This window comes from Alistipes sp. AM16-43, assembly GCF_003435745.1.
GTDB lineage: Bacteria > Bacteroidota > Bacteroidia > Bacteroidales > Rikenellaceae > Alistipes > Alistipes onderdonkii.
Genome location: NZ_QTUQ01000018.1, coordinates 1 through 3,739, shown reverse-complemented (window position 1 = coordinate 3,739; position 3,739 = coordinate 1). Strand labels below are relative to the sequence as shown.

Genomic DNA, 3,739 nt, shown 5'->3' with positions numbered 1-3,739 from the left:
GTGCGGCTTCCTTGCCGGAAGCCGCACGCAGGGTAAAAGCCCCGTGGAAGGTATAACAGACCTTCAGTTTGAATTTTCGTCGCATAATGTTTAAGAGTTATTGTTTTCAGACCATTCGTCGACTGTCGTCGCGTCATAGATGCCGTACCGGCGTATTTCAGCGTACGCCTGTCCTTCCCGGAGCAGGGGCTGCCGGGAGACGAACGTTCCGGTGAAGTTTGCCAAAGCCAGCGGAACGAGCCACTGGAAATCGCTGCCCCGACCGCCCATGACCTCGCACGAATGAAAATCGGCGGGAAGGGTTTCGGAATCGAGCCGAGATATGGTGAAAAGAGCCGGGATGCCGTTGATCTCGGCGTCGTGGAAATCCCTGATATCCGCGAAAGGAATGTATGATTCGTATGCCATGATATGGAAATGACGCCGCCCGCTCGTTGCGGAGCAGGCGGCAGGTGATTAAAGAAAGATTCGGTACCACGCTCCGCGCAGATAGACGTTAGCTTCCACATAGAGCGTATATAAGTCCGCAGAGACAATCCGCAGGAACAGAGTCCTGTCGCCGCGCAGTTTCCCGATCTGGCGCCGGAACGCCTCGGCGGGAAAAGGTTTGCGCGAGATGAACCGTCCGCGAACCTCTGCGTCCGAGGGGAGGTATTCGTACAAGCGGTAATTGAGCGCCAGCCAGCGAAGGATTTTACGGCGGGTTTTCGCATCGTCCGTCCGCAGTGTGAAACGGTTGAAACAAAGATTGTTCATCGTAAATCGGAGTTAGTTCAGTGACAAGGCCTGACAGAAATAGTCCGTATAATCGAAGTCCAGTCCCAGCCCAGAACAGGCCGTTTCAAGATCGCCGTAGCACAGAGCCCCGGCATCCCGCAGTTCCCGCAGGTTGCGAAGTTCCGCGGCCAAATATTCCTCGGCGCGACGTTCGCCGCAGCGGCACGCAGTGCAGATATTTTCGATAATAATGTTTCGTTCCATAGTCGTTTAAGGTTTAGGTGTGAATTTATTGTCGGAGAGTGCAAGGAAATCGTCGAGCGTGCGGCACCGATAGTCCAAAGAGATCTTTTCGCTGTAATCCGTCTGCCGGATATCGAAAGTATAGGTCAGGCCGTTACGAATGATCTGGCCGTGACTTTTGTCATGAACCCAAACCACATCGGACAGAGCCTCCAACCGGTTGCGGTACCCGATTATTTTGCGTTCGTTCTCCGCATCGATCCGTTCGAGATTCCGGAAACCCTGCGTGAGGTATTCCACCCAGTCGTCGATCTTCTTTTTGGTGAAGACCCCGACACGGTTCGGAGCGGTTTGTTTGTCGAAAGCCTTGCCGTAGGAGTAGTTGTCCGCATATCGGAAGAACGACCAATCGAATCGGAGGTCGTAATAGGGTTTTGGATAGAAATATTGGCGGACGAGAAACAGGATGTCGTTTCTTCGGAAACCGGTGCAAGCTTCCTCGAAATAGTTTTTCAGGCTGTCCACGGCATGTGTAACACGGTAGAACAAGGCTGCCTCCGGAACGAACTCCTGCACTGTTTCCAATACGGCCGATGCGCTTCGAATAGCCCGCTCTATGTTATCCTCGGCATTGGCGAGCAGCAGCTCGTCGAAGGTCGACTGATCGATCCACTTTCTCATCGCTGAGCAACCTGCCTGCGGCAGGATTCCGTTTCCCGCAGGTAATCGTTCAACGCAGGCACAAGGATCGTACACTCGGCATCGGGCTTTCCGAGAAAACATTTCACCTTTACCGATGCCTCCACGCCGTCCCGGGCGTAGGTCTTGAAGCGGTAGTCGTAACCCGCCACCGCAATCTCGAATTTTTGATGTTTCATCTTCGAAATGGATTTTGATTTGACATACGGCCGGCAGATCCCCGCTATGAAAGTGAGAAGCCGGCTTCGGGGCGGGATTATCAGCGACGGCACGGACAAGGCAAATTTTTGAGGGGCGATACGACCCGAAGGGTGGAGATCGTGCCGCAAAAATTTGACGCCGGAACGTGTCCGGCGCTATCTTGCCCCGAGGCCGGCGTTCACAAAGGGATTTTTAATTATTATTCGTGCTGTCTCAAAACAAAAAGAGACTGCTGCGGATGCAGTCAGTCCCTTTCAGCACGAACGGATCAGCGCACCTCGAACTGCGGTATCCGGGAGAGGGTCTTCCGCAGCTTCCGGCGGTAGAAAAGTTCAGTAAGCGCAAGCAACTCGTAGGCATCGTACAGCATCTGTCCGTTGACGGTACGGGCGCGGATCATCCGCTTTTTGCGGCATTGTTCGAGCTGGTGACGGTCCAGACCCAGCACCTCGCAGACCTTGCGGGCCGAGAGGAACATCGGGCGATCGCTGTGGCTCAACAGGTGTTCGAAAAGCAGTGTGGATTGTGTCAGCATGAAATGCGTGCGGAGCAGTTTCTCCAAAGCTCCGGACTCCACCAAATAATACTTGTCAGGCATAGGGTTATGAATTAAAGGTTCCTGATCCGGTTTTTAAGTTCTTTTCGCTGCCGGCACTCCGTGTCAATCCGCTCGACAAAACGGTTTATCTCGGCAGCGGAGAACATAAGACGGCGCCCGAAGTGGAACCCGGTGAGCTGACCGCTGACGCAGTAACGGCGCAACTGACGGTCGCTGATCTTCAGCAGGTCGCAGACCTCGCTCACTTCAAGGATCGGCGTACCGCAAAGCATATTCCGGTGACGTTTCATATAGGCGATATCTTCGCGGATCTCTCGGACGATTTCCAAAATCTCATCGAGTCGTTCCATAATCGGGTTGCAGTAGGTTTTCGCCGCAAAGATGCAACGACCGAATGATGAGTTTATACAAGTATGTAAATACATAATATATTTATATACTTTATCGCAAAATGTCTACACGGAGAATTTCATTGCCAGTTTCTCCCGGAGCATGGTAACCTCACGGTCGATCATCGGCTGGGTGACTTTCGCATAGATTTGGGTCGTGGTAATCTGTTTATGTCCCAGCATCTTCGAAAGCGTCTCCAGACTCACACCGTTCGACAGGCAGATCGTCGTGGCGTACGTGTGCCGGGCAAGGTGGAATGAGAGTTGTTTGTCGATGCCGCACTCCCGGGCGATGTTTTTCAGGCTGTCGTCGATCGAATCGAGTGTAGACATGGCAAAAACACGTCCGTCGCCGGTCAGACCCCGGTACTTGTTCAGGATGAACAACGCATACGGCAGAAGTTTGACAACGTATCTGGTTTCGGTCTTCTGGCGGTTACCGCTGATCCACCACTCGCCCTGCGCATCCTGCTCGATCCGGTCATAGGTCAGCGAGGCCATATCCGCATAGCAGATGCCCGTGAAGCAGGAGAAAAGGAACATATCGCGGTTATAGTCCTGACGCTTATACCGCAGCTCGGTAGTCATCATACGCCGGAGTTCATCTTCCGTTAAAAAACTGCGTTCCGGATTCGGAGCCGTATATTGATAGAGGGAAAAGGGGTTGCGAGGCATCCAGCCGTTGTTGAACGCGATTTTGACAACGTATTTCAGGCATTTGAGATAACCGCTGACGGTCGTAGGCTTGAGCCCCAGATCGGATTTAAGGTAGACGTGGTATTGCTCGATGAACGACTGTTCCAACTCCGCCAACGGCATATCGCTCACGTTATACTCCTTACGCATGAAAGTCCGCAGATGGTCGATGGATTTATAGTAGCGGTTCCATGTACCGTGGCAGCGGTCGATGCCGACACGTTTCTTGAGGTCG

The 3,739-nt window shown here is 53.0% G+C and carries 8 protein-coding genes; all 8 read right to left on the bottom strand.

Features of this window, described 5'->3' with window-relative positions:
* Nucleotides 1–90 precede the first annotated feature (90 nt).
* Nucleotides 91–408, bottom strand: a complete 318-nt coding sequence (locus DW189_RS14100) for an LPD28 domain-containing protein (RefSeq protein ID WP_117508597.1) — start codon at nucleotides 406–408, stop codon at nucleotides 91–93.
* Nucleotides 409–456: 48 nt separating this feature from the next.
* Nucleotides 457–756 (bottom strand): hypothetical protein, encoded by a 300-nt coding sequence (locus DW189_RS14095; protein ID WP_117508596.1) that lies wholly within the window; start codon nucleotides 754–756, stop codon nucleotides 457–459.
* Between the two features lie 12 nt (nucleotides 757–768).
* Nucleotides 769–981 (bottom strand): hypothetical protein, encoded by a 213-nt coding sequence (locus DW189_RS14090; RefSeq protein WP_014774803.1) that lies wholly within the window; start codon nucleotides 979–981, stop codon nucleotides 769–771.
* 6 nt (nucleotides 982–987) lie between these two features.
* Nucleotides 988–1,641: a hypothetical protein gene (locus DW189_RS14085; protein ID WP_117508595.1), complete on the bottom strand. Its 654-nt coding sequence runs from the start codon at nucleotides 1,639–1,641 to the stop codon at nucleotides 988–990.
* Nucleotides 1,638–1,838, bottom strand: coding sequence for a hypothetical protein (locus DW189_RS14080; RefSeq protein ID WP_014774805.1), 201 nt, complete (start codon nucleotides 1,836–1,838; stop codon nucleotides 1,638–1,640). The genes DW189_RS14085 and DW189_RS14080 overlap by 4 nt, the downstream gene beginning before the upstream one ends.
* A 290-nt stretch (nucleotides 1,839–2,128) precedes the next feature.
* On the bottom strand, nucleotides 2,129–2,458 hold the full coding sequence (locus DW189_RS14075; protein WP_014774806.1) for a hypothetical protein: 330 nt from the start codon (nucleotides 2,456–2,458) through the stop codon (nucleotides 2,129–2,131).
* A gap of 11 nt (nucleotides 2,459–2,469) precedes the next feature.
* Nucleotides 2,470–2,769, bottom strand: coding sequence for a helix-turn-helix domain-containing protein (locus tag DW189_RS14070; protein WP_019151269.1), 300 nt, complete (start codon nucleotides 2,767–2,769; stop codon nucleotides 2,470–2,472).
* A gap of 105 nt (nucleotides 2,770–2,874) precedes the next feature.
* Nucleotides 2,875–3,739 (bottom strand): site-specific integrase (locus tag DW189_RS14065; protein ID WP_117508594.1); only part of this gene is annotated, 865 nt, incomplete at its 5' end.